This window comes from Bradyrhizobium sp. GW821-FHT13H05, assembly GCF_058804065.1.
Window position 1 is genome coordinate 183,537 of the sequence record NZ_JBXAPO010000004.1, and the last position, 23,313, is coordinate 206,849.

General features: G+C 65.5%; 22 protein-coding genes. 10 read left to right on the top strand and 12 right to left on the bottom strand.

The genetic code is table 11. The annotated features are described in order from the left end of the window. Positions 1-92 precede the first annotated feature (92 nt). The 4 genes from AC1RR3_RS14195 to AC1RR3_RS14210 all read right to left on the bottom strand — a co-directional run bounded on the left by AC1RR3_RS14195 (position 93) and on the right by AC1RR3_RS14210 (position 4,209). A complete protein-coding gene (locus AC1RR3_RS14195; protein WP_492823520.1) occupies positions 93-1,601 on the bottom strand; it encodes a glycosyltransferase family 39 protein in 1,509 nt (502 codons plus the stop codon). 99 nt (positions 1,602-1,700) lie between these two features. Next, positions 1,701-2,486, bottom strand: coding sequence for a ribonuclease HII (gene rnhB, locus AC1RR3_RS14200; protein ID WP_492823522.1), 786 nt, complete (start codon positions 2,484-2,486; stop codon positions 1,701-1,703). 78 nt (positions 2,487-2,564) lie between these two features. After that, positions 2,565-3,020, bottom strand: a complete 456-nt coding sequence (locus AC1RR3_RS14205; RefSeq protein ID WP_492823524.1) for a VOC family protein — start codon at positions 3,018-3,020, stop codon at positions 2,565-2,567. Positions 3,021-3,045: 25 nt separating this feature from the next. After that, positions 3,046-4,209: a PA0069 family radical SAM protein gene (locus AC1RR3_RS14210; RefSeq protein ID WP_492823526.1), complete on the bottom strand. Its 1,164-nt coding sequence runs from the start codon at positions 4,207-4,209 to the stop codon at positions 3,046-3,048. 210 nt (positions 4,210-4,419) lie between these two features. Between AC1RR3_RS14210 and AC1RR3_RS14215 the strand changes: the two genes are divergently transcribed. From AC1RR3_RS14215 to AC1RR3_RS14230, 4 genes are all read left to right on the top strand, one after another. After that, positions 4,420-6,807: a phosphoketolase family protein gene (locus AC1RR3_RS14215; protein WP_492823528.1), complete on the top strand. Its 2,388-nt coding sequence runs from the start codon at positions 4,420-4,422 to the stop codon at positions 6,805-6,807. Between the two features lie 4 nt (positions 6,808-6,811). Then, on the top strand, positions 6,812-8,008 hold the full coding sequence (locus AC1RR3_RS14220) for an acetate/propionate family kinase (protein ID WP_492823530.1): 1,197 nt from the start codon (positions 6,812-6,814) through the stop codon (positions 8,006-8,008). Positions 8,009-8,090: 82 nt separating this feature from the next. Beyond that, positions 8,091-10,019 (top strand): hypothetical protein, encoded by a 1,929-nt coding sequence (locus AC1RR3_RS14225; RefSeq protein ID WP_492823532.1) that lies wholly within the window; start codon positions 8,091-8,093, stop codon positions 10,017-10,019. A gap of 111 nt (positions 10,020-10,130) precedes the next feature. Then, positions 10,131-11,747 carry a PEP/pyruvate-binding domain-containing protein gene (locus AC1RR3_RS14230; protein WP_492823534.1) on the top strand — a complete coding sequence of 539 codons (1,617 nt, stop codon included), beginning with the start codon at positions 10,131-10,133 and terminating at the stop codon, positions 11,745-11,747. Here AC1RR3_RS14230 and AC1RR3_RS14235 read toward each other — a convergent pair. Continuing rightward, positions 11,741-12,592, bottom strand: coding sequence for an RMD1 family protein (locus tag AC1RR3_RS14235; RefSeq protein ID WP_492823536.1), 852 nt, complete (start codon positions 12,590-12,592; stop codon positions 11,741-11,743). The two genes, AC1RR3_RS14230 and AC1RR3_RS14235, sit on opposite strands and share 7 nt — an antisense overlap. Before the next feature lie 330 nt (positions 12,593-12,922). Here AC1RR3_RS14235 and AC1RR3_RS14240 point away from each other — a divergent pair, with 330 nt between their 5' ends. From AC1RR3_RS14240 to AC1RR3_RS14250, 3 genes are all read left to right on the top strand, one after another. After that, a complete protein-coding gene (locus AC1RR3_RS14240) occupies positions 12,923-13,498 on the top strand; it encodes a glycosyltransferase family protein (protein ID WP_492823538.1) in 576 nt (191 codons plus the stop codon). A 62-nt stretch (positions 13,499-13,560) separates the two neighbouring features. After that, a complete protein-coding gene (locus AC1RR3_RS14245; protein WP_492823540.1) occupies positions 13,561-14,538 on the top strand; it encodes a bifunctional helix-turn-helix transcriptional regulator/GNAT family N-acetyltransferase in 978 nt (325 codons plus the stop codon). Then, on the top strand, positions 14,538-14,678 hold the full coding sequence (locus AC1RR3_RS14250; RefSeq protein WP_492823542.1) for a hypothetical protein: 141 nt from the start codon (positions 14,538-14,540) through the stop codon (positions 14,676-14,678). The genes AC1RR3_RS14245 and AC1RR3_RS14250 overlap by 1 nt, the downstream gene beginning before the upstream one ends. 199 nt (positions 14,679-14,877) lie before the next feature. Here the strand turns inward: AC1RR3_RS14250 and moaB are convergent, their stop codons facing one another. Together moaB and ypfJ are read right to left on the bottom strand one after the other, a co-directional pair. Next, positions 14,878-15,441, bottom strand: coding sequence for a molybdenum cofactor biosynthesis protein B (gene moaB, locus AC1RR3_RS14255; RefSeq protein ID WP_492823544.1), 564 nt, complete (start codon positions 15,439-15,441; stop codon positions 14,878-14,880). Positions 15,442-15,584: 143 nt separating this feature from the next. After that, on the bottom strand, positions 15,585-16,523 hold the full coding sequence (gene ypfJ, locus AC1RR3_RS14260) for a KPN_02809 family neutral zinc metallopeptidase (protein WP_492823546.1): 939 nt from the start codon (positions 16,521-16,523) through the stop codon (positions 15,585-15,587). 415 nt (positions 16,524-16,938) lie between these two features. Here ypfJ and AC1RR3_RS14265 point away from each other — a divergent pair, with 415 nt between their 5' ends. After that, a complete protein-coding gene (locus AC1RR3_RS14265; RefSeq protein WP_492823548.1) occupies positions 16,939-18,069 on the top strand; it encodes a site-specific DNA-methyltransferase in 1,131 nt (376 codons plus the stop codon). A gap of 168 nt (positions 18,070-18,237) precedes the next feature. Next, positions 18,238-18,564, top strand: coding sequence for a hypothetical protein (locus AC1RR3_RS14270; RefSeq protein ID WP_492823550.1), 327 nt, complete (start codon positions 18,238-18,240; stop codon positions 18,562-18,564). A 12-nt stretch (positions 18,565-18,576) separates the two neighbouring features. Here AC1RR3_RS14270 and AC1RR3_RS14275 read toward each other — a convergent pair whose 3' ends face one another. Genes AC1RR3_RS14275 through AC1RR3_RS14285 form a run of 3 tightly spaced genes read right to left on the bottom strand, consistent with a single transcriptional unit; the run spans position 18,577 to position 20,815 of the window. Continuing rightward, positions 18,577-19,341, bottom strand: coding sequence for an SDR family NAD(P)-dependent oxidoreductase (locus AC1RR3_RS14275; RefSeq protein ID WP_492823552.1), 765 nt, complete (start codon positions 19,339-19,341; stop codon positions 18,577-18,579). Positions 19,342-19,383: 42 nt separating this feature from the next. Beyond that, positions 19,384-20,379, bottom strand: coding sequence for an aldo/keto reductase (locus tag AC1RR3_RS14280; protein WP_492823554.1), 996 nt, complete (start codon positions 20,377-20,379; stop codon positions 19,384-19,386). 40 nt (positions 20,380-20,419) lie between these two features. Further along, positions 20,420-20,815: a (R)-mandelonitrile lyase gene (locus tag AC1RR3_RS14285; RefSeq protein ID WP_492823556.1), complete on the bottom strand. Its 396-nt coding sequence runs from the start codon at positions 20,813-20,815 to the stop codon at positions 20,420-20,422. Positions 20,816-21,098: 283 nt separating this feature from the next. Here AC1RR3_RS14285 and AC1RR3_RS14290 point away from each other — a divergent pair, with 283 nt between their 5' ends. Next, the gene (locus AC1RR3_RS14290; protein WP_492823558.1) at positions 21,099-21,992 is read left to right on the top strand and encodes a LysR family transcriptional regulator; all 894 of its coding nucleotides are present in this window, start codon (positions 21,099-21,101) and stop codon (positions 21,990-21,992) included. A 4-nt stretch (positions 21,993-21,996) separates the two neighbouring features. Here the strand turns inward: AC1RR3_RS14290 and AC1RR3_RS14295 are convergent, their stop codons facing one another. Next, the gene (locus AC1RR3_RS14295; protein WP_492823560.1) at positions 21,997-22,389 is read right to left on the bottom strand and encodes a putative quinol monooxygenase; all 393 of its coding nucleotides are present in this window, start codon (positions 22,387-22,389) and stop codon (positions 21,997-21,999) included. Between the two features lie 34 nt (positions 22,390-22,423). Further along, entirely contained in the window at positions 22,424-23,212 is a 789-nt protein-coding gene (locus tag AC1RR3_RS14300) for a carboxymuconolactone decarboxylase family protein (RefSeq protein WP_492823562.1), read from the bottom strand. Between the last annotated feature and the right edge of the window lie 101 nt (positions 23,213-23,313).

Sequence of the window (23,313 nt, forward strand, 5' to 3'; positions counted from 1 at the left end):
GAAGCGACGAAGCAATCCAGGCTATTTCCGTGGAGGGATTCTGGATTGCTTCGCTGCGCTCGCAATGACGACGGAAAGAGCGCGCGAGCCGACTACGTCCCCTTCGGCCGCACGATGGCCCAGCCGATGCGCAGCAACTGCTGGCGGCCGGTCACCAGCCATTCGAAGGCGCGCGGGACTTCCGGCACGATGCCGGGAAAGCGCGCGAGGATTTCCGGCGGCGGGGTGCCGGCGGTGTCGGACGCGCGCCAGACCACGACGCCGCCGGTCTCGCTGAATTTGGTCTGATTGATCCACGGTGTGCGCGCGGGCTGGCCATCGATGAACAGATGCGGCCGGCCGGAATGCAGTGCGATCAGGCTCGCGAGCTGGCTCTCGCCAGCGACCGCGCGCAGGCGATGGTTGGTACGGCGGGCGAAGCTCTCGTCGAAGAAATCCGAGATCGCGCGCGCCGGCATCGAGGTCGCGATCTCATTGGCGCCGGTCCAGGGCAGGAACAGCACGGCGAGCACGACGCCAGCGGCGGGCGCCACGACGGCAGCGGCCCACACCATCCGCAGCATCCGCGCGCGGCGCATCGCAATGAGGTCGCCGGCCGCCACGACCACGGCAAGGCCGGACACGACCAGCACGACGCCGGCGCCGCCGACGACGGATTCGAGCCCGAACAGCCCGGAGATCAAGACCGCGCCGAGCGCGGGCGCCAGCGCGAAGAAATAGACGAAGTTGCGCGCGAGCGGCTCGACCGGCGGACGGTAGATGATCGGCGCTTCCTCGCCCTTGGCCACGAACAGCCCGGTGTTGAGGAAGGTCAGCGCCGGGATCGCCGCCGCCCCGAGCACCAGCCCGCCGAGCAGCCAGGCCGCGTGGATCGCGCGGGCGTTCAGCTCGGCGACCTCGGGCAAGGTTGGCAAGACCAGCGTCTCGGCCCGCATCAGCCAGACCGCATAGGGCAGCGCCAGCACGGCGACGACGATCAGTGCGAACAGCGGATCGAGCGCGCGCAGCGTCCTTCGGCCGCCTGCGGTCGCGAGCGCGAACACGACGATCAGCAAGAGCAGGAAGATCGCCGCGGGCGTCGTGAGCAGCAGCAAGCCCGCCTCGATCGACCAGGCGAACCAGGCATTGCCGCGGCGCTGGCCGATGATCTGCCAGGAATGCAGCAGCAGCAGCGCCCAGAGCGGCCGCGCCAGCACCAGCGGGCCGAAATCGAGCGCGGGTGACGAGAAGGCCAGCACTGTCATGGTCAAGAGCACGGCGAGCACCGCCTGCTGCGAGCCGACCACGGCGCGGGAGAGATGGTAGAGCGTGATGAAGGTCGCGATCTCGCAGAGCTCGGCCAACACATAGACGCCAAACACATGGCCGCCGGCGGCGCGGTAGGCGATGTCGGCAAGCCAGATCGGCAAGGGTGGGCCCAGATCAGTACCGACCTGGTATTCCCTGCCGAACGCCAGCAGGGTCGCGAGGGTGCCGGGCGGGCTGCGGTAAAACACCAGCGCCACGAACAGCCACATCAAAGCCTGGAGCAGCACGGCGATCCACACGATCAGCCGCGGCCGGGCGCGAATGAGCTCGATGACCAGGGAGGTAAACCGCATGCAACGCCTGAAAGATGCAGCCAACCCGTCCAGCCGGCCCTATTCGCTCACAGCTATTTTGATAAAGGGCGCTGCGCGTCGTGGCAACGGCCGTCTGCCCTAGAGATTCGCGGACGCATCGATTTCGACGGCCGCTTCCATCTGCACCTCGACCTCGGCCACCGCAAACAGGTCCTGCACCGGCTCGACCGTCCAGGGCATGTGCTTGGCGCGCGCCGCCGCGACGGGGGCGAAGAAGCTGCGGTGGTGGATGGTGGGGCCGAGGCGGTTCAGCGCGTCGAGATGCTCGGGGACGCCGTAGCCCTTGTGCTGCTCGAAGCCGTAGCCCGGACAGTCCTGCGCCAGGGCGCACATCAGCCGGTCGCGCGTCACCTTGGCGACGATCGAGGCCGCCGCGATCGACAGCACGATGCCGTCGCCGCCGATCACGGCCTCGCAGTCGCAATTCGTGTCGAGCCGGTCGCGGCCGTCGACGAAGACGTGCCTGGGCTGCTCGGGCAGCGCCACCACGGCGCGCTTCAGCGCCCACAGCGACGCCCGCAGGATGTTGTCGCGGTCGATCCGGGCGGGCGAAGCCACGGCGACCGAGACCTGCGCGGTGGCGCAGATCTTGTCGAACAGCCGTTCACGCTCCTCGGCGGTCAGGCGCTTGGAATCGTCGATGCCGCGCGGGATGCGGTCCGGATCGAGAATCACCGCGGCCGCCACCACGGGCCCAGCGAGCGGCCCGCGGCCGGCCTCGTCGCAGCCTGCGATCGGCCAGATGCCGCGCTTGATCAGCACGCGCTCACGGCGGAAGCTCGCCTTCGCGGGCGCAGCCTTGTTCGCAGCAGCCTTCTTTGGCGTCTCTTTGACTGGCTTCTTGGCGGATTTATCCCGAATCATGGCCGGGATCGTGCGCAAGCGGCCTCGCCGACGCAACGGGGAACCCCGGACAATTCCCGTTATTCAGGCCGGCCCGCCCTACTCCGCCAGATGCACCCGCCGGTCCTCGCCGACGTCGATGCCGGGGGCGACCACGACCTCCCAGGGATGGCCGTCGGGATCGGCGAAATAGCCGGAATAGCCGCCATAGTCGGTCTCGTGCGCGGCCTTCAGCAGCTCCGCGCCCTTGCCAAGGGCGAAAGCCAGCACCGCATCGACCTCCTCGCGGGTGGCGCAGTTCCAGGCCAGCGTGATGCCGCGGAAGGTCGCCGGCCTCGGCTGATCCGGCAAGACCGCATCCGCCGCGAGCTGATCCCAGTGAAACAGGGCAAGCACCGGGCCGCCGGTATCGTAGAACGCGACCGCCTCGCCGGTCGCCTTCAACCGGCGCGAAAAGCCGAGCGCGTCATAGAAAGCGATGCTGGCGCGGATGTCACTCACGCCGAGCGTGATGACGGTGAGCCGCGGCACCGGAGCTGTAAGTTCCTTGCTCAATGACACACCTCGTCCACGTCCCCGATCAGAACAGGCTCAGTTGATCGCCGTTCCGCTTCGGCCGCGCAAAGTGATCCGTCGTCAGTTTCGCGCGCCGCTTGTTAAGCCCGAGCCTGTCGCAGGCGATCTCGAAGCGGCGGCCGATGGTCCAGGCCATCGGGCCGGTGCCCTTCATCCGCTCGCCCCATTTTGCGTCGTAGTCGCGGCCGCCGCGCATGTCGCGGATCAGGGTGAAGACGTGGCGATAGCGGTCCGGATAATTCGCCATCAGCCATTCGCGGAAGAGATCGCGCACCTCGAGCGGCAGCCGCAGCAGCACGTAGGAGGCTTCCTTGACGCCGGCATGGGCGGCGGCATCGAGAATCCGTTCGATCTCGGAATCGTTCAGCGCGGGGATCACGGGCGCGACCATCACGGTGGTCGGAATGCCGGCCTCCGAGAGCTGCTTGAGCGCCTCCAGCCGCTTCGGCGGCGTCGAGGCGCGCGGCTCCATGGTGCGCGCCAGTTTCGGATCGAGCGAGGTGACCGAGATCGCGACCTTGGCAAGGTTGCGCTTGGCCATCCGCGCGAGAATATCGATGTCGCGCACGACCAGCGCCGATTTGGTGACGATGCCGACGGGATGGCCCGTCCGCTCCAGCACCTCCAGAATGCCGCGCATGATTTTGCGTTCGCGCTCGATCGGCTGATAGGGATCGGTGTTGGTGCCGATCGCGATCATCCGCGGCTCGTAGCCTGGCGCCGCGAGCTCCTTCTCGAGCAGCGAAGGCGCCTCGGGCTTCACGAACAGTTTTGACTCGAAGTCGAGCCCCGGCGACAGGCCGAGATAGGCGTGGGTCGGCCGCGCGAAGCAGTAGACACAGCCGTGCTCACAGCCGCGATAGGGATTGATCGAGCGGTCGAAGCCGATGTCGGGGGAATCGTTGCGTGTGATCACCTTGCGGGAGGTGTCGACCGCCACCGTGGTCTTGAACGGCGGCAGCTCTTCCAGGCTCTGCCAGCCGTCGTCGAAAGCAACGCGCGCCTCGGCCTCGAAGCGGCCGCTGGCGTTGGATTGCGCGCCCCGCCCTCGCCTGCGCTGGCGGTCGATGGCGACCGCCAGCTCAGGGAAGTCAGAAGGCGCACCCGCCGGCTCGGAGGGCGCCGTGACCGGCGGGTGCTTGAGAGCATGAGAGGATGCTGGACTCATGAAGCCAAGATAGCACGCCGATAGAACAAATCAAGAACACAAACAAAAAACGTGAAAACAACCCCATGCACAGTAGAGCTGCCCAAACTTCGCGCGCCCGCCTTTGACCTCACGCAATACTGGCGTCACTGCGATCCCGTTTGATGCTGCCGACGGATCAATCGTCCCCGCATACAGTTGGTGACGATCTGGGTGAAGGTCAGCAGCAATATGACAAATCAACAACAATCGCGCGCCCTGAGCAGCGAACTCGATCTGCTCGATCGCTACTGGCGCGCCGCCAACTACCTCTCCGTCGGGCAGATCTATCTGCTCGACAACCCGCTGCTGCGCGAGCCGCTGCGGCCCGAGCACGTCAAGCCGCGTTTGCTCGGACATTGGGGCACGACACCAGGGCTGAACTTCATCTATGCCCATCTCAACCGCGTCATCCGCGCGCGCGATCTCAGCGTGCTCTATGTCTGCGGCCCCGGCCATGGCGGCCCGGGCATGGTCGCCAACACCTATCTGGAAGGCAGCTACAGCGAGATCTACCCCGATATCGCGCGCGATACGGATGGATTGCGAAAACTTTTCCGGCAATTCTCCTTCCCCGGCGGCATTCCGAGCCATGCGGCGCCGGAGACACCGGGCTCGATCCACGAGGGCGGCGAGCTCGGCTACGCGCTGGTCCATGCCTACGGCGCGGCGTTCGACAATCCCGATCTGATCGTCGCCTGCGTCGTGGGCGACGGCGAGGCCGAGACCGGCCCGCTCGCGGCGTCCTGGCACTCCAACAAGTTCCTCAGCCCCACCCATGACGGCGCGGTGCTGCCGATCCTGCATCTCAACGGCTACAAGATCGCCAACCCGACCGTGCTCGGCCGGATGCCCGACAGCGAGATCCGCGATCTCTTCCGTGGGCTAGGCCACGAGCCCCTGTTCGTCGAAGGCGACGATCCCAAATTGATGCATCAGGCCATGGCAGACGCGTTCGACGTCGCGTTCGCCAGCATCCGCTCGATCCAGCAGCACGCCCGCGACGGGCGGCAGACCATCGAGCGGCCGCGCTGGCCGATGATCGTGCTGCGTAGCCCGAAGGGCTGGACCGGCCCGAAGGAAGTCGACGGCAAGAAGGTTGAGGGTTTTTGGCGAGCGCATCAGGTTCCCGTTGCGAGCTGTCGCGAAAACCCGGCGCATCTGAAGATTCTCGAAGACTGGATGCGCAGCTACGAGCCGGAAAAACTGTTCGATGCCAGCGGCGCGCTCATTCCGGAACTTCAGGCACTGGCGCCAGAAGGCAGTCGCCGCATGGGCGCCAACCCGCACGCCAATGGGGGTCTCCTGAAGAAGGAGCTGAAGCTGCCGGACTTTCGCAGCTTTGCGTTGGACGTGCCGCAACCCGGTGCCGTCACGGGAGAAGCGACGCGCGAGCTTGGCAAATTCTTGCGCGACGTCATCCGCCTCAATGCGCAAGAGCGCAACTTCCGCATCATGGGTCCGGACGAGACCGCGTCAAACCGGCTCGACGCCGTGTTCGACGAGACCGAGCGGGTCTGGATGGAGCCGATCGAACCCTACGACGTGCACCTTGCGCAGGATGGCCGCGTGATGGAGGTGCTGAGCGAGCATCTCTGCCAGGGCTGGCTTGAGGGCTATCTCCTCACCGGCCGCCACGGCTTCTTCTCCTGTTACGAGGCCTTCATCCACATCGTGGATTCCATGTTCAACCAGCACGCCAAATGGCTGAAGGTGACGCGGCATCTGCCCTGGCGGCGTCCAATCGCCTCGCTCAACTATCTCCTGACCTCGCATGTCTGGCGCCAGGACCATAACGGCTTCAGCCACCAGGATCCCGGTTTCGTCGACTTCGTCGCGAACAAGAAGGCCGACATCGTCCGCATCTACTTCCCGCCTGATGCCAACACGCTGCTGTGGATCGCCGACCACTGCCTGCGGACGTACAACCGCGTCAACGTCATCGTCGCCGGCAAGCAGCCGGCGCCGCAATGGCTGTCGATGCAGGACGCCGCCACACATTGCGATGCCGGCATCGGCATCTGGACATGGGCCGGCACCGAAGGCGCGGGCGGCGAGCCTGATGTTGTGATGGCCTGCGCCGGCGACGTGCCGACATTGGAGACGCTCGCCGCCGTCGATCTCCTGCGCAAAGCGCTGCCGGATCTGAAGATCCGCGTCGTCAACGTTGTCGACCTGATGACGCTGCAACCGCAGGACCAGCACCCGCACGGCCTGTCCGATCGCGACTTCGACAGCCTGTTCACATCGGACAAGCCCGTGATCTTCGCCTATCACGGCTATCCTCATCTGATCCACCGGCTGACCTATAACCGCACCAACCATGCCGGCCTGCACGTCCGCGGCTTCATCGAAGAAGGCACCACGACGACGCCGTTCGACATGGTCGTGCTCAACGAGCTCGACCGCTATCACCTCGCGATCGAGGCGATCGAACGCGTGCCGGGTCTTGCGACCAGGGCCGCGCAGGTGAAGCAGCAATTCCGCGACAAGTTGCTCGAACACTCACGTTACGTGCGCGAGCATGGCGAGGACATGCCTGAGATCCGCGACTGGGTCTGGCCCGGCAAGCCGGGTTAACGCCGTGCCGGCGCCAGAGGCGGTTCTCGTCCTCAACGCGGGCTCGTCGAGCATCAAGTTCGGCCTGTTCGAGATCTCGGCGGCCGAGCCTGTGCTGCTCTGCAAGGGCCTGCTCGACGAGCACGAGGCCAGGCCCCGGCTCGTCGTGAAAGGTCCCGCGGGGGAAGACCTGCTCGCGAAGCGGCGGGACGAGACGGATGCCGACGGCGGTCGTCTGTTCGCCGACGTGCTCGCCTTCATCGAGGACCAGTTCGGCCAAGGCAGCTTGCGAGCCATCGGCCATCGCATCGTTCACGGCGGGCCGGATTATTCAGGCCCGGTCGAATTGACTGAGGCTGTCACCACGAAGCTGGAGGCGCTGACGCCGCTGGCTCCGCTGCACCAGCCGCGCTGCCTCGCGCCGGTCCGCACGATCAGGTCGATCAAGCCCGACCTGCCTCAGATCGCCTGTTTCGACACCGCCTTCCATCACGGCCTCGCGCCGCCCGAGAGCCGCTTCGCGATTCCGAGGCGCTATGAAGAGCGAGGCATCCGGCGCTACGGCTTCCACGGGCTGTCGTTCGAATATGTCGCGGGCCGCCTCGCCGAGATCGCGCCGAAGCTAACCGCCAAGCGTACTGTCATCGCCCATCTCGGCAATGGCGCAAGCCTCTGCGCGTTGCGCGACGGCCGCAGCATCGACACCACGATGGGGCTAACGCCGCTCGATGGCCTCGTCATGGGCACGCGCTGCGGCACCATCGATCCCGGCGTGCTGCTTTATCTGCAACAGCATGAGAAGATGTCGATCGAAGACGTCCAACACTTGCTCTATCACGAGTCAGGCCTGCTCGGCGTCTCCGGTATCTCCGCGGACATGCGGACGCTGCTTGCGAGCCGCGAGGCTGCGGCGCGTGAGGCTGTGGAGCTGTTCGTCCTCCGCGCGGCGCAGCAGATCGCGACGATGGCGACCACGCTCGGCGGGCTCGACTGTCTGGTCTTCACCGGCGGTATCGGCGAGCACGCGAAGGAGATCCGCGGCGAGATCGGCGAGCGTCTCGCCTGGCTCGGCGTCCGCATCGATGCCGCGGCGAACGTCGCCGCGCGCGAACGGATCGGCAGCGCCGACAGTGCGGTGGACGTTTTCATCATTCCCACTAACGAAGAGATCACGATCGCACGCCATTCCGCAGCGCTGCTGCGCGAACGACACGCTACGTGACGGTTTTATGAATGATCTGACGCAATGAGGCCGTCGCAACTTCGCGGCATAAGGACGGCATCAATCGTTGCGCGGACAGACCATGAAAACCCAGATCATCGAACAACTCGGACAAGGCGACATCCTGTTGCCCGCGCTGGTGGCGGAAGGGCTTGCCGCCAATGACCGCATCAAGGTGCGGATGAGCGCGCTCCAGGCGGCGGCTCAGCATGCGCAAGACCCCGATCGCCCCGCCAGCGAGCTTGCTGTCGAGAGTCACGCCGCCGGCATTGCACCGGCCGCGATCGCAACGCTGATCGGCGGCGCCCATCTGGTCGCACCGTCCCGGCTCGCGGCGCCGAACCTCACCAAGCTGATGAAGGAGATCCTGGACGACGCCGCGGCCATGATCCGCGCCGTCAGTGCTGGCGCGCCGCCAGACGGCGACAAGGCGACCACGCGGCTGATGGCCGTCCGGGGCGCGGGTCTGCTCGATGCCACCAACGAAATCGATCTTTCCCGCATTGCCCGTCTGACCGGCGTTGCCGAGTCCGCCGGCGACAGCCTCCATCGACTGGTGATGGATCTGCACAAGGCGCTGAACAAGCTTGCGGCGAACTGTTCGGAGGAAACGCTCGACGGCGCCCATGTGTTCGGCCTGCATGGCGAAGATCGCGGCGCGGTGGAAGCCTTCATGAAGGGCCTGAACCAGACGCGAAGGCTGAAGTTCAACCACCCCGGCCTCGACACCATGGCGACCCGCTCGGGCGGCCGTCTGCTGATCCAGAACGACATCGGAACCACGGACGCCCATGTCGTGGTGATCGCGGTGAAGAAGAACGCAGTCACCGTCACCTACACCGACGTGCACCTGGCACGGGCAAAATTCTTCATCTCGCTGTTCGACAAGTTCGAGGCGACCTGGAGCGGGCTCGACCGTCACACCGCCGCAGGCCTCGGCGAAGACAATTCATTTTATCTCGTCACTGGCCAGTATCAGCCCGGTCACGCCGCGGATCGCAATGAATTCCTCGCAGCCGTGGGCGCCGCGCTGGTATTCCTGATCGACTGGAACAAGGCGCGCAAGCTGCTGCGGACCTGGGTTGCCAAGGACGACGCCACGCGAATCCTCGAATGGGGGGCGCGACAGCGGATCGGCCATCGCGGCTTTCTCGAGCTCGGCGGCAACGAGCTGTTGGGGTCGGCGGTGCGCAACGCCGCCCCCACGCGCATCGGCTTCGGCGAGCGGCTCGACCAGGCGCTCGGCCGCGCCGCAGCGATCGATTTCCTGAAGGCAGCATTGCGCGCCTCGACCGATGCGCTGCTCGCAGGTCGCTCCGTCAGGACGGTCCGCGACCAGATCGAAGCCGACCTGGTGCGGCATCTGGAGCGCGTCGACGGCACCCTGCTCGCCGCAGTGCTCCGCCAGCTCGGGCTTGCCCATGATCTCGTCACGGCGATCTCTCGCCATCTTGCGGCGCTTCGGGCCGGCCAGCCGGCCGACCGCAAGCTGCTGGCGGAACGCTGCGGCGCGATCGAGCAGAAGGCCGATCGCATCGCGCTGGAAACGCGCAAGGAGGTCGACCGGCTCAACGCCAGGCCAACAATCGCGCAATTGATCGATCGCGCCGAAGAGGCCGTTGACGAACTGGAGCAGGCGGCCTTCATCGCCTCGCTGATGCCGGAGCGAACTGATCCGTCGCTGCTGGCCGCGCTCGCCGAACTCTGTGCAGTGGCGATGACAGCGACCGAGGTTGCGGCCAGCGGCGTAGCCGCAGCCACCGACGTGCCGGAAGGGCGGCGCGCGGATTCCGAGGATGCGCTGTCCGCCGTGACCCGTCTGATCGATGCCGAACATGCCGCGGACAGCTACGAGCGTGCGACGACTGCGCTGGTCTTCGGCGGCGGCTTCGACGTCGCGACCTCGCTCTCGGTGCTCGAGCTCGCCCGCGCCATCGAACGCGCCACCGACCGTTTTGCCGGCTTCGGGCATTTGTTGCGCCGGCACATCATGATCGACCTCGCAGCCTAGAGCTTCGGTTCTGATTGAATCAGAACCGAAGCTCTAGATTCTTGTTTTGACGCGTTTTCTTCACGCGAACCGGTATCCACTTCGCTCGAAAACGCTTTAGGGGAGACCACCATGCATATCGTGCGTATCGGCACTGATGCGACCGAATTGCGTCCCGCCGAGGAGATTGGCGCCAAGGCCGCCAACCTCGCCCGGATGGCCGCCTTGGGCCTGCCGGTGCCGCCGGCTTTCGTGCTGCCGGTCAAGCTCTGCGCCGACATCATCGCAGGACACGCGCATGCGGAACGTCAGCTGAACGACGGGCTGAAGGAGGGAATTGCCTTCCTGGAGAGCGCGACCGGAAGGCGCTTCGGCGACCGGCGGCTGCCGCTGCTGGTCTCGGTGCGCTCGGGTGCCGCCCGATCGATGCCGGGCATGCTCGACACCGTCCTCAATGTCGGCTGCACGTCGGATGCCGTGCACGGCCTGATCCGTGCGACCGGCCGGCCGCGGCTCGCCTGGGACTGCCGGCGGCGCTTCCTGGAGAGTTTTGGCGAGACCGTGCTCGGGTTGGATGCCGCCGCATTCGCGGCCCGCATCTCCGAACTGGTCGAAGCCGAAGGCGCCGAGAACGATCGCGCGCTCGACAGCGAAGCGCTGGAGCGGCTTGCCGGCGACGAGCAGGTGCTGGTCGAGGATCGCGCCGACGGCTGGCTCGAGGATGCGGTCGCGCAGCTTGAGGCCGCGGCGCAAGCCGTCTACCGGTCGTGGACGAGCGAGCGGGCGAAGACCTATCGGAAACTCCAGCAACTCGAAGAGCTCCAGGGCACCGCCGTCACGGTACAGGCGATGGTGTTCGGCAATGGCGGGCTGGCATCGGGTGCCGGTGTGGCTTTCTCGCGCAATCCTTCGACCGGCGCACCGCGCCCCATGATCGATCTCGTGCTCGATGCACAGGGCGAAGACGTCGTGTCCGGGCGCCGCACTCCCGACGCGGAGGATGCTATCGTGCGTGCACTGCCGCGAACCGAAGCCGAGCTTGGCGATATCCTGAAACGGCTCGAGCGGGAATTTTGCGACGTGCAGGACGTCGAATTCACCGTCGAGGATGGCAGGCTGTGGATCCTCCAGACGCGCGCGGCCAAGCGAACGCCGCGTGCGGCGATCAGGATCGCGATCGACCTTGTGCATGAGGGGCTGATCACGCAGGACGAGGCACTGGACCGAATCGCGGGGATCGACCTCGCCTCCCTCGCCGCCACCGCACTGGTCTCCGCAGGCGAGCCGGCGGCGACCGGCATCGGCGCATCCGGGGGCATCGGCATCGGCCGCGCGGTCTTCGACGCCGAAAGCGCCGAGCGCCTGTCGGCGTCAGGCGAGCCGGTCATCCTGCTGCGTCCCGATACCAGCACCGCAGACGTCGCGGGCTTCGCGGTCGCGGTCGGCATCGTCACGGCGGTCGGCGCGCGTACCTCGCATGCAGCGCTGGTGGCGCGGCAGATGGGCAAGCCCTGCGTGGTTGGCTGTCACGCGCTGAAGATCGATGCTGTTGCAAGGCAGGCCCAGCTTGCGGATGCGACATTGTCGGAGGGCGACTGGATCACGATCGAGGGCGACACGGGACAACTCTATCTCGGACGCTGCCGCACGGTAGAGACGCGCCCCGAAGCCGAACTCGCCGAGATCGCGACATGGCAATCGCAGACCGGCGACCTCGATCCGCCGGCACGAGCCGCCGCGGCTCAGTGAATGCCGGTATAAATCTGAAAACACCCGATCGCGACTTCGATCACGATCAGCACCACCACGGCGATTTCGAGTCGGAGCGAGCGCTGGGTGTCGATGATGTCGGTCAGCGCATTGGCCGTCGCCGACACGGCGGTGAGCTTGCGCTCGAGCGTGTCGAGACGCTCCTTCAGCTCGTACTCGTCTTCAAGACGGGCGTAGAGACGATCAAGCTCCGGTTTCTCCCAGAGCACGTCGGGTTTCTCGGCCACCGCAACGCGGCCGGCGACACGCTGCTGGACCAGAAGCGCGTTGCCGATCAGTCGCAGGATGCCCTTGCGCCGGCGCGGCGTGCGGCCGTGCTCGGCGAGCTCGCGCGCGAATGGTTCGATGACGTCGAACACGGCAGCGACGCGCCGCTCGTCGCGGGCCAGCGACGTGCTCTTGGCGAGCGCGTCGGCGACCAGCAGCAGCCGGTCGTCGGAGAATTTGGAAAGGCAGATCGGCCCGCCCGGCTGGATCGCCTCGGAGCTTTCATCCTTGCAGAGCTGCGCCTGCGCGATCTCCTCCTCATAGGGGCTGAGCTCGCCGATCACGCGCGGCTTCAGGCTGTCGATCAGTACCTTCTCCTCCGAAGGAAGCAGGCCGATCAGCACCACAACGCCGTAGCGGAAGATCACGGCGAGGCCGGCATGGACGCGGAATGCGGCCGGTGTCGACGACACCAGCACGCCGAGCTCCAGGCCCGAGGCGTTGATGCGGTCGCCCAGCATCAGGGCGCGGATCCGCAAGGTCGGCGCGGCGTCCGGCTTGGTATCCGGCTTCGCCGATGTTGACGGCGGACTAACAGCAAGTTGATCGGCGTTCATGCGAAGCTTTCGTCGGCATCGTGGATTGCATGCTTTTCCCGTTTCCGGGCTTCGTTCCGCTCGCATCATCCTCTTGCAGGATTGCGCTCTGCCTGCGCGGCGCGCAATATCGGGACGAACCCCGGATTAATACCGACACGGCGAAGTCGCACCGAAATATTCGGCAATATTGTCACCCCGCGCGGGACATATTCGGATGCGATGGCTTTGGCAGTTTACCATCGAACATCGAAGCCTAGGCGAAAAGTTGCTCTCGGCACCGCGACGTGTTTATGACAACATCATGACGAATTACGCTTCTCCCGAAGTGCAGACACCGAAGCCTCAATCATGCTGAGCGTCATCATTCCGACCGAAGGCGTCGAGCAGACGGCAGTCGCGACTCTGGCCGCGCTGGTGCCCGGTGCCGCCGCGGGCATCATCAAGGAAGTGCTGCTGGTCGACGGCACCCGCAACGGCGTCATCGAGCGCGTCGCCGACGTCGCCGGCTGCCGTTTCATCGGTTTCGAGGGGTCCTCGCAAGGCGCCGCGCTCGCCGCCGGTGCACTCCAGGCCCGTTCGTCCTGGCTGATGTTCCTCCCCGCGGGCGCGGTGCTGGAAACCGGCTGGATCGAGGAGACCACCCAGTTCATCCAGACCGTCGCAACCAGCGGCCGGGATCGCGCAGCGGTGTTCCGTTATGCGCGCTCGCCCTACGCCGATACCGGGTTCCGCGACGTCCTCCGCGCGGTGGTGCGCAAGCTGGTCGGCCCGCTCGGCGATCAGGGGCTTTTGATCGCGCGTGATCATTACGACCGGATCGGCGGCTACCCGCCCCAGGCCCGCCGCTCCGAGGCGCGGCTGCTGCGGCGGCTCGGCCGCTCGTCCCGGACCATGCTGCGCAGCCGGATCGTCATGGTCGGCTGAAATCATCTAATACTTGCCAAAGTCAAATAATTGTTTGACGATGGCAATTATTGAGGTGACCCATGCCATCAGCCCTTTCGTCATCCAGCCTTTCGCCATCCGGCCCTGCTTCGACCGAACAGGTCGCTGACGACCAGGTCCAGGCGGTCCGCGCCTTCAGCCGCTTCTACACCCACAAGCTCGGCGTGCTCGACCAGCAGCTGCTCAGGAGCCCGTTCTCGCTTAGCGAGGCGCGCGTGCTCTACGAGCTCGCCCATGGTGGCGAGCAATCGGCCAAGGAGATCGGTATCACGCTCGGGCTCGATCCCGGTTACCTCAGCCGCATCGTGCAGAATTTCGACGAGAGCGGCCTGATCGCGCGCAAGCCGCTTCCGAGCGACCGCCGGCAGGTTCAGTTGAGCCTGACCGCGAAGGGCCGCCAGGCGTTTACCAAGCTCGAACGCTCATCGCAGGACGACGTTGCCGCGATGCTGCGGCCGCTGCCGAACGAAGATCGCAGGCGGCTGACAGGCGCGATGGAGACGATCGAGCGGCTGCTCGCGATGCCACGCGCGCCGTCGCCGCGCGCGATCCTGCGCGAGCCTCGCCCCGGCGACATGGGCTGGGTGGTGCAGAGCCACGGCGCGCTCTATGCCAGCGAATACGGTTTCGACTCCGGCTTCGAGGCGCTGGTCGCCGAGATCGTCGCCAAATACATCACCTCCTATGACGCCTCGCGCGAGCGGTGCTGGATCGCCGACATCGAGGGCCGCCCGGTCGGCTCGGTGTTTCTGGTGAAGGGCGGCGACGATCTCGCAAAACTGCGGCTGCTGATCCTGGATCCGGCCGCACGCGGACAGGGCCTCGGACAACGGCTGGTTGCCGAATGCGTCTCCTTCGCACGCGCCTGCGGCTATCGGCGGATGACACTGTGGACACAGAGCAATCTCACCGCCGCGCGGAAAATCTATCAGGACGCGGGCTTCAAGCTGGTCGCAACCGAGCCGCACCGCAGCTTTGGACAGAACCTGATCGGCGAGACATGGGAGCGCGATCTGTGATGCTCTCGCCGCACGATTCCACGTACCGCATCACCGGAGAGCTCGTCGACCTCTACAAGCGCCGCGCGCGGCGGCTGCACATCGAGGCCTGCCGGCATATGTGGCTGATGGTGTGGAGTTCGTTGAGGCGGAAGAGGTAGTCACTGGCGCAGCGGGCACGATGCGCATTGCTGTGCCCTCGCCCCTTGCGGGAGAGGGCAGCGCTGCTGGTAGACACAGACTCACTTGGGTGAGGGGTACGTCTCCGAGCACTCCGTGCGGATAGATACCCCTCATCCGGCGCTTCGCGCCACCTTCCCCCACAAGGGGGAAGGGAAGAAAGATTCTCAGCGTCCGCCCTCACACCGTCGCGCCCTGCGCCTTCGGCCGTCGCAGATGCTCGTCCAGGCGCGGCATGATCTCGACGAAATTGCAGGGGCGCGTGCGGTAGTCGAGCTGGGCTTTGAGGATGCCATCCCAGCCGTCGCGGCAGGCGCCGGGGGAGCCCGGCAGGCAGAAGATATAGGTTGCACCTGCAACGCCCGCAGTGGCGCGGCTCTGGATCGTCGACGTCCCGATCTTGGCATGGCTCAGCATGTGGAAGGCGATCGAGAAGCCGTCCATGCGCTTCTCGAACAGCGGCTCGATCGCCTCCGGCGTGACGTCGCGTCCGGTAAAACCGGTGCCGCCAGTGGTGATGACGACGTCGATGCCGCTATCTGCAATCCAGCGGCGGATCACGGCGCGGATCGCCTCGACGTCATCGGTGACGATGTCGCGCGCAGCGAGATGATGACCGGCCTCGGTGAGGCGATCGGCCAGCGTCTGGCCGGACTTGTCATCCGCAAGCGCACGCGTGTCGGACACGGTGAGCACCGCGATGTTGAGCGGAATGAACTGTTTTGTCTCGTCGATGGAGGCCATTGCGCTTTCCCCTCGCGTCCCGGCCGCGGTGCAGCGCAGAGCCGGGACCCATTATGAAGCTCGGCGGGAGCGGCTTTGTGGGCCCCGGCTCTGCAGCGCGTCACTTCGTGCTGCGCTGCGTCCGGGGCACGAGACCGTCGTGACTACGACCCGCTGCCGAACGTGTTGCAGGCCTGCACCGAACCCTGCTGATAGCCGGTCATGAACCACTGCTTGCGCTGTGCTGCCGAGCCGTGAGTGAAGGAATCGGGCACGACGCGTCCGGTGGCCTGGCGCTGCAGCGTGTCGTCGCCGATCGCGCTGGCCGTGGTCAGCGCGGCGTCGATGTCGCCTGCTTCCAGGAAGTTCGGGCGCTTCTTCGCCTCGCGGTTGACCCAGACGCCGGACAGGCAATCGGCCTGCAACTCGACCTTGACCTGGAGCGCGTTGGCTTCGGCCTTGCTGCCGGCCTGCTGCTGCAGACGCGTCACGCGCGGGATGATGCCGAGCAGGTTCTGGATGTGATGGCCGGCCTCGTGCGCAATGATGTAGGCGGTGGTGAAATCACACGCCGACTTGCCGGAGCAGCCGCGGAAGCGCGTCTCGACCTCGCGGAAGAAGCCGGTGTCGAGGAAGATGGTCTTGTCGGGTGGGCAATAGAACGGCCCCATCGCCGACTCTGCCCTGCCGCAACGTCCGCCATTGGTGACGTTGCGGAACAAGACGACCTTCGGACCGGTGTAGGACTGGCCGCTGGCCTGGAAGATCTCGCTCCAGCGATCGTCGATCTCGCCGAGGATGCCTGAGATCATGCTGCCCATCTCGTCGGTGGGCGCGCCACGCTTCGCGGTCGAGGACGACTGCCGATCGGTCTGGTAGCTCGGGGCCTGGCCGCCGCCGGTGAGGATCTCGGCGCCGCCGATCAGGATGCGCGGGTCGATGCCGAAGGCATAGCCGATCAGGCCGAGCACGATCACGGTGCCGATGCCGAGCCCGCCGCCACCCATTGGCAGGCCGAACCCGCCTCCTCCACCGCCGCCGCCGCCATCATCGCCGCGACGATCTTCGACGTCGTCGCTGCGGCGGAAATCATCATAGCGCATGGCGGGCTTCCTTCAGGTCGTCGATTGCATGGCGTGGGCAGGCAGAAGCGCAAAAAGCTCAACGCGCCACACACGTAAAATTTCCGTTGCCTTTATCAATATCGTGCTCGGCAAAAATTGCCTAGTGCGACAGCATGCGCCTGCCAGCAATTTTTTCCGAGGGTCGTGCATTTTTTTCCGAGAGAAATTTGGACTCTTTTGGCACCTGTGCCGCTCCCGCAACGCGAAGAAGCGCGAAATACACTGCAAAACACGGCGAACGCGCACAGCGCGCGACGTGCAGCGCGCGATGAACGGCCTGCTCACGAAAGCGGCGGGTTAAGTCGATTTTTACTTTGCCGCTTCAATGTAACGGTCAGTCGGTTGTTTGGTCCCGCGTCGCCGACAGCGTCGCCTGAGTCAGAGTTCTTGAGTCATGGTAGAGTCGCGTCGCGGGGCGTCTGCAAGGGCGCCCCGCACAAATTTTGAGTCTTCGTCGCATCGCATCATCCTCGGTGATTGCGTCGCCGAGATGTCGAAGCTTCAGGCAGGTAGCGTCGATCTGGTGTTCGCAGATCCGCCCTACAACCTCCAGCTCAAGGGCGATCTCAAGCGCCCCGACGAATCCCATGTCGATGCCGTCAACGACGACTGGGACAAGTTCGATTCATTCTCCGCCTATGACGATTTCACCCGCGCCTGGCTGCTTGCCGCCCGCCGCGCGATGAAGCCGTCGGCGACGATCTGGGTGATCGGCTCCTATCACAACATCTTCCGCGTCGGCGCCATCATGCAGGACCTCGGCTTCTGGCTCCTGAACGACATCGTCTGGCGCAAGACCAATCCGATGCCGAATTTCCGCGGCCGCCGCTTCACCAACGCGCACGAAACGATGATCTGGGCCGCGCGTGACGAAAAAGCCAAGGGCTACACGTTCAACTACGAGGCGCTGAAGGCGGCCAACGAGGACGTGCAGGCACGTTCCGACTGGCTGATCCCGCTCTGCACCGGCGAAGAGCGCCTCAAGGGCGCCGACGGCAAGAAGGTGCATCCGACGCAGAAGCCGGAAGGCCTGCTCGCGCGCGTGCTGCTGTCGTCGTCGAAGCCCGGCGATCTCGTGATCGATCCCTTCAACGGCACCGGCACCACCGGCGCCGTCGCAAAGCGCCTCGGCCGCTCCTATATCGGCTTCGAGCGCGACAAGACCTATGCCAAGGCCGCCGAAGCGCGCATCGCCGCAGTGGAGCCGCTGCCGGAAGCAAGCCTCGCCCCGTTCATGACCGCGCGCGAAGCGCCGCGGGTTGCGTTCTCCGAATTGATCGAGCGCGGCATGATCATGCCCGGCACGAAACTGTTCGACGCCAAGAAAAAGCTCGGCGCGCTGGTCCGCGCCGACGGCGCCATCATGTTCGGCGACAAGGTCGGCTCGATCCATCGCATGGGCGCGGTGGCGCAGGGCGCGCAGGCCTGCAACGGATGGACCTTCTGGCACGTCGAGACCAAGAAGGGTCTCAAGCTGATCGACGAGCTCCGCGCCGAGATCCGCGCCGGCATGGGTGCGGAGTAGCCGCTTCACCGGTCTTGGGCAAAGACGCGCAAGCGCCGTGCCCACCATCTCTCCCGGGGATAGAGCTTTGGTGGGCACGCTGCGCTTTGCCCCCCTACGGCAGCTTGAATGCCGCTACGGCCAGGACTAGATTTGGCTGATCAGCCCCGTCCTGACCGGTTGGCTCCCATGCGACGACAGTCCGAGACATTGCTGCTGCTGCCGCTGCTGCCGATCTTCCTGGTCGGCATGTTTCCGATGTTCCTGATCGCGCTGCTGGGATTTTTCGGCCTCGCTCTGTTCGGCGTGCTCGTGATCTGCGTCGGGCTCGCCAGTAGCAACGAGGCGCATGACAATTTCAATCACGACGTCATCGTGCACGGCTATTCCAGGGGATCGGAGCGCGCGGCGCGGGCCTCCGACATGCATCTCGCTGCGCGGCTCGGGCTGCGGCTGGAGGCCGTCGGCGCGGCGATGATCATCGCCGCGCTCCTCGGCTTCCTCTATGTCGGCTGATCGTGCCGGCGTTCAGCGCATGATGAAGCCGCCGTCCACCGAGATGGATTGGCCGGTCACGTAGCTGGCTGCGTCGCTGCACAGCCACAGCACCGCGTTCGCAATCTCTTCGGGCCGGCCGACGCGTCCCATCGGCACGCTCTTCTCCATGGCCTTGAGCGCGTCGCCCTGGCCGGAGGCCACCATCTGGTCGGCCATCGGCGTCCAGATGAGCCCGGGGCATATGGCATTGATGCGGATGCCGCGTGCCGCATATTCGAGCGCCGCGCTCTTGGTGAAGCCAAGGACGCCGTGCTTGGCGGCGTGATAGATGCCGCGCTCGGCGCCTCCCACAAGTCCCCCGAGAGACGAGCAATTGACGATCGCGCCGCGTCCCTGTTGGCGCATGTGTTGCAGTTCGAATTTCATGCAGCTCCACTCGCCGCGGAGATTGATCCCCATGACGCGGTCGTAGTCCTCGCGGGTCGTGTCGGCGGTCTCTGCGAGGACATTCTGGACGCCAGCGTTGTTATAGGCGACATCGAGCCTGCCCAAGGCGGCGACCGTCTTCGCGACCATCGCTTCGACCTGCGCATCATTGGAGACGTCGCAGCGGATGGCGATGGCCTTGTGACCCCGGCTGGTCAGTTCGCCTGCCGCGGCCCGCACCGCGTCCTCGTTCCAGTCCGCCAGCGCGACGGACGCGCCGGATTCCGCGAAAGCCTTTGCCGTGGCAAGGCCGAGCCCGGACGCCGCGCCTGTCACCAGCGCGACCTGTCCTTCGAATGAAATGTTCATGGATAGCTCTCCTGTCGATGTATGGGGTCGTCGCGCGCGCCGTCAGCGCTGCGTACGCGCGGCTTCCGCCTGCGGATAACGGTCGCCCGTGATGCTGATCTGCGCGACGGCGGCATCGATGTGCCTGAGTTCGTCGGCGGTCAGCGCGACCGCGGCCGCAGCGATGTTTTCGTCGAGGCGGCTGGGCTTGGTCGTGCCGGGGATCGGGACGATCCACGGCTTCTGCGCCAGCAGCCAGGCCAGCGCGATCTGCGCCGGCGTGGCGCGCTTCTCGGCGCCGATCCGAGCCAGCAGGTCCACGACGGGCCGGTTCGCCTTGAGGGCTTCGGGCGTAAAGCGCGGCAAGCTCGCGCGGTTGTCATTGCCACCGAAGCGGGTGCTCTCGTCGATCTTGCCGGTGAGGAATCCTCTGCCAAGGGGACTGAAGGGGACGAAGCCGATCCCCAGCTCCTCGCAAGCCGGCAACACCTCCGTCTCGGGTTGACGCCACCACAGCGAATATTCGCTCTGGATCGCCGTGACCGGCTGGACCGCATGGGCACGGCGGATGGTGGAAGCGCCAGCCTCGCTGAGACCGAAATGCCTGACCTTGCCCGCGACGATCAGATCCTTTACCGCGCCGGCGACCTCTTCGATCGGAACGTCAGGATCGACGCGGTGCTGGTAGAACAGGTCGATCGTCTCGACCCGCAACCGCTTCAACGAGCCTTCGGCCGCCTGCCGGATGCGTTCGGGGCGGCTGTCAAGCCCGCCGGACCGCCGTTCGTCGGCCGGACCAAGATCGTGGCCGAACTTGGTGGCAATGACGATGTCTTTCCGGAACGGCTCCAGCGCCTCGCCCACCAACTCCTCATTGGTGAACGGGCCATAGACCTCTGCGGTGTCGAAGAAGGTGACACCCCGCTCCACCGCAGCACGAACCAGCGCGATCATCTCGTGCCGCTCCGGCGCCGGGCCACGATGATAGTTCAGGCCCATGCAGCCGAGACCGATGGCCGAGACCGCAAGGCCGCTATCGCCAAGCTTGCGCATCTGCATGTTCAGTCTCCCGGTCATTGCACCACGTCAGGGCGCGACATCACTTGCGGTACTGTTCGTCGCTGACCTTTTCCATCCAGTCGACATTCTTGCCGTCGAGCGATTCCGTAATGGCGATATGCGTCATCGCGGTCGTCGCGGTGGCGCCGTGCCAGTGCTTCTCTCCGGGCGGAAACCAGACGACATCGCCGGGGCGGATTTCCTCGATCGGTCCACCCTCGCTTTGCACCCAGCCGAGACCCGACGTGACGATCAGGGTCTGGCCGAGCGGATGGGTGTGCCACATGGTCCGGGCACCGGGTTCGAAAGTCACTTGACCGCCGCTCAGGTGCGCGGGGTCACCGACCTGAAAGAGTGGATCGACACGGACCGTGCCGGAGAACCATGCTTCGGGGCCCTTGCCGGAGGCGCGTGAGCCGTTGCGTTTGATGTCCATCGTTCCATGCCTTGCTGTTGTCGGGCCAGTGTGTTGCGAAGCGCTCGCGAAGCCCGCAGGCGACGATGCCAGCATGGCCAATCCGGCAGCGCCTGAGAGCATGCGCCGTCGCGTCAGCGCGCTTGGGGCATCCACACCGCTGCCCCGGCATTGCCGGAAGCGAACGTCCGATCGATCCATATGCCGAACTCGCCTTACCTCGCGGGACTGCGGCAAATCTAATGCGTGCGGCTATGCGGACTAGCCACTATAATCGGCATGGGCTTATAAACAGGATCGATAAATGCAACGCGGAAATCTCGACGACCTCTCGGCCTTCCTGATCGTCGCCCGCGAAGGCAGTTTTACCAGAGCCGCGGCGAAGCTCGGCATTTCACAATCCGCGCTCAGCTACACCATCAAGGAGCTCGAAGCGCGGCTGAAGCTGCGTCTGCTGACGCGCACCACCCGCAGCGTGTCGCCGACGGCCGCGGGCGAGCGTCTGTTGCGCAACGTGGGTCCACGTATCTCGGAGATCGAGACCGAACTCGCCGCCTTGACCGAGCTTCGGGAAAAGCCCTCCGGCACCATCCGCATCACCGCAACCGAATATGCCACCGACGCCGTGCTTCTGCCGAAACTTGCGAAGCTGTTGCGCGAATATCCCGACATCAAGCTCGAGATCGTCAGCGACTACGGACTGACGGACATCGTCGCGCAGCGTTTCGATGCCGGCGTGCGGGATGGCGAGCAGGTCGCGAAGGACATGATTGCGGTGCGGATCGGCCCCGACGCGCGTATGGCCGTCGTCGGCGCTCCCTCTTATTTCCGCAGCCGGTCAGAGCCGAAGAAGCCGTCGCAACTGGTCGAGCACAATTGCATCAATCTGCGCCTGCCGACCCATGGCGGATTGTACTCCTGGGAATTCGAAAAGGGCTCGCGGGAGCTCAAGGTTCGGGTCGACGGCCAATTGTTCTTCAACACCACGACCCAGATGCTCCAGGCCGCGCTTGCAGGCCTCGGGCTGGCTTATCTGCCGGAGGGCCTGGTGCAACCCCACATCAACAAGGGCCGCCTCAAGCGGGTGCTCGAGGACTGGTGCCCTCCCTATCCCGGCTACCACCTCTACTACCCAAGCCGGCGGCAGCCCTCCGCGGCCTTTGCACTCCTTGTCGAGGCGCTCCGCCACCGGGACTGAGCCGTCACTTCGGCAAAGCGCCAAAGGCGATGGGCGTGGTCCGGATCAGCTTGAGCGACCGGACCATCTTCTCCACGGTCGCCTTGTATGTCTTGAAGTGGGTGGTCTCCAGGTGAGACCGGTAGGCATCCTGATCCCGGTAGATCTCGAACACCCTGACTCGTGCGGGATTGTCGTTTTCTGAGACAGCATAGAGCGCGATGACACCGGGCTCAACGCGCGTGGCAGTCTCGATGTGTTCGGCCACCGCGGCCTTGTAGGACTCAAGCTCCGCTGGGTCGACCTCGATCTCCGCTTCCTGCACGTAGAGCGGCCGCAGATCGGCGCCCGCAGCGGCTCCGGAAATGGCTGCTGGCAGCACGGACGCGCCGATCAGAAGAAATTGCGAGATATTCAAGTCAGCCTCCTCGTGAATGGCCGCGCGAACGCGGCTAACGTGGCCGCTTTGCGAACACATCCTTGGCGACGGGCATCGCCGAAAACACGTTGGGCCAGCCGACATAGAACGCCAGTTGCGTGATCGCTTCCGACGCTTCCGTCTGGGTCAGGCCGTTATCCATCGCCCTGTTGAGGTGCGGCGTGAGCTGCGCCATCTGCCCGTTGGCAATCAGCGCGCTGACGGTGACGAGACTGCGATCCCTGGGCGCAAGGTCCGGACGCAGCCACAGGTCACGAAACAGCACGTCGGTGGTGTACTGCACGACGCCCGGAAAGGACGCGCCGAACTGGTCCTGGACGAACGCGGCACGCTGCGCCTCGGCGGCCTCGTCGAGCGGCAACAGCGTCACCGAGACGGCCGGAAGCTGCTCGGCGCCGATGTTGCGGGCGGCAAAAACGTCCTTGGCGACAGCGACGGCCGACATTGCATTGGCCCAGCCGGCGTAGAAGGCGAGATGCGTGATGATCTCCGAAATCTCCCGCGGCTTGACACCGTTATCGAGCGCGAGATTGAAATGATACGGCATCTCGATCGTCTGATTGCGCGCGATCAGCGCGGCCAATGTCACGATGCTGCGGTCGCGCGGCGCAAGGCCGGGCCGTTTCCAGACGTCGCCGAGGAGTCGGCCCTGCGTATAGGCCTCCAGCGCCGGTGCGACCTTCCGAACGTCCCCATCCGTTAGCGCGGGCTTCGATCCAGTCATGGTGGTAGTCTCCTCCGTGCGGGCCGATGGCATGGCCATCAGCGACAGCAATACGATGACCGCAGCTTGCCGTTTCATGAAGTATCTCCGTACGCCGCAGCTTCGTCCTGGGTATCCACTTCGTCTTGGGCATCCACCCGCCGATCACGGGATGGCTGCCCACAACTCGGTTCATTATA

What these genes read in the sequence shown, in the direction of transcription:
- AC1RR3_RS14195 (WP_492823520.1), bottom strand. Translation starts at nt 1,601, where the DNA reads ATGCGGTTTACCTCCCTGGTCATCGAGCTCATTCGCGCCCGGCCGCGG.
- rnhB (WP_492823522.1), bottom strand. Translation starts at nt 2,486, where the DNA reads ATGATTCGGGATAAATCCGCCAAGAAGCCAGTCAAAGAGACGCCAAAG.
- AC1RR3_RS14210 (WP_492823526.1), bottom strand. Translation starts at nt 4,209, where the DNA reads ATGAGTCCAGCATCCTCTCATGCTCTCAAGCACCCGCCGGTCACGGCG.
- AC1RR3_RS14215 (WP_492823528.1), top strand. Translation starts at nt 4,420, where the DNA reads ATGACAAATCAACAACAATCGCGCGCCCTGAGCAGCGAACTCGATCTG.
- AC1RR3_RS14225 (WP_492823532.1), top strand. Translation starts at nt 8,091, where the DNA reads ATGAAAACCCAGATCATCGAACAACTCGGACAAGGCGACATCCTGTTG.
- AC1RR3_RS14230 (WP_492823534.1), top strand. Translation starts at nt 10,131, where the DNA reads ATGCATATCGTGCGTATCGGCACTGATGCGACCGAATTGCGTCCCGCC.
- AC1RR3_RS14235 (WP_492823536.1), bottom strand. Translation starts at nt 12,592, where the DNA reads ATGAACGCCGATCAACTTGCTGTTAGTCCGCCGTCAACATCGGCGAAG.
- AC1RR3_RS14240 (WP_492823538.1), top strand. Translation starts at nt 12,923, where the DNA reads ATGCTGAGCGTCATCATTCCGACCGAAGGCGTCGAGCAGACGGCAGTC.
- AC1RR3_RS14245 (WP_492823540.1), top strand. Translation starts at nt 13,561, where the DNA reads ATGCCATCAGCCCTTTCGTCATCCAGCCTTTCGCCATCCGGCCCTGCT.
- AC1RR3_RS14250 (WP_492823542.1), top strand. Translation starts at nt 14,538, where the DNA reads ATGCTCTCGCCGCACGATTCCACGTACCGCATCACCGGAGAGCTCGTC.
- moaB (WP_492823544.1), bottom strand. Translation starts at nt 15,441, where the DNA reads ATGGCCTCCATCGACGAGACAAAACAGTTCATTCCGCTCAACATCGCG.
- ypfJ (WP_492823546.1), bottom strand. Translation starts at nt 16,523, where the DNA reads ATGCGCTATGATGATTTCCGCCGCAGCGACGACGTCGAAGATCGTCGC.
- AC1RR3_RS14265 (WP_492823548.1), top strand. Translation starts at nt 16,939, where the DNA reads ATGGTAGAGTCGCGTCGCGGGGCGTCTGCAAGGGCGCCCCGCACAAAT.
- AC1RR3_RS14270 (WP_492823550.1), top strand. Translation starts at nt 18,238, where the DNA reads ATGCGACGACAGTCCGAGACATTGCTGCTGCTGCCGCTGCTGCCGATC.
- AC1RR3_RS14275 (WP_492823552.1), bottom strand. Translation starts at nt 19,341, where the DNA reads ATGAACATTTCATTCGAAGGACAGGTCGCGCTGGTGACAGGCGCGGCG.
- AC1RR3_RS14280 (WP_492823554.1), bottom strand. Translation starts at nt 20,379, where the DNA reads ATGCAGATGCGCAAGCTTGGCGATAGCGGCCTTGCGGTCTCGGCCATC.
- AC1RR3_RS14285 (WP_492823556.1), bottom strand. Translation starts at nt 20,815, where the DNA reads ATGGACATCAAACGCAACGGCTCACGCGCCTCCGGCAAGGGCCCCGAA.
- AC1RR3_RS14290 (WP_492823558.1), top strand. Translation starts at nt 21,099, where the DNA reads ATGCAACGCGGAAATCTCGACGACCTCTCGGCCTTCCTGATCGTCGCC.
- AC1RR3_RS14300 (WP_492823562.1), bottom strand. Translation starts at nt 23,212, where the DNA reads ATGAAACGGCAAGCTGCGGTCATCGTATTGCTGTCGCTGATGGCCATG.